The 341-nt window shown below is 67.4% G+C and carries 1 pseudogene; it reads right to left on the reverse strand.

Annotation, left to right across the window (positions count from 1 at the left end):
- Positions 1 to 341, reverse strand: a pseudogene (locus DBV10_RS23145) (bifunctional 3,4-dihydroxy-2-butanone-4-phosphate synthase/GTP cyclohydrolase II); the annotation flags it as partial.

The raw sequence follows: 341 nt of genomic DNA on the forward strand, positions 1-341 counted from the left end.
CTGGGCCAGCAGCTGGGCGGCGCTTTCGCCGCAGTTGAGCAGCACCGCCACGCCCTTGCCCTGGCTTGCGAGGTATTGCAGGCTGGTGTCCAGCCCCCACGAGTGCATGGAGCGGTTGATTTCGAGTGCGTCGAACACCGACAGCGGCTCGTGCACGCGCACGGGCACCACGTCGTCGGTGCTCCACTGGCCCTTGACCAGCGCCAGGTGCACGGCCTGGCTGGGCTTGTCGCGGAAGGCGTGGGCGGTGAACTCGCCGTAGGCCGTCTGTAGCGTGCGCGTGCCGACCTTTTCGACCAGCGACTCGTTGCGGCTGCGGTATTCGATCAGGTCGGCAATGG

Origin of the sequence: Acidovorax sp. FJL06 (assembly GCF_003852545.1) — a bacterium.
Lineage (GTDB): Bacteria > Pseudomonadota > Gammaproteobacteria > Burkholderiales > Burkholderiaceae_C > Acidovorax.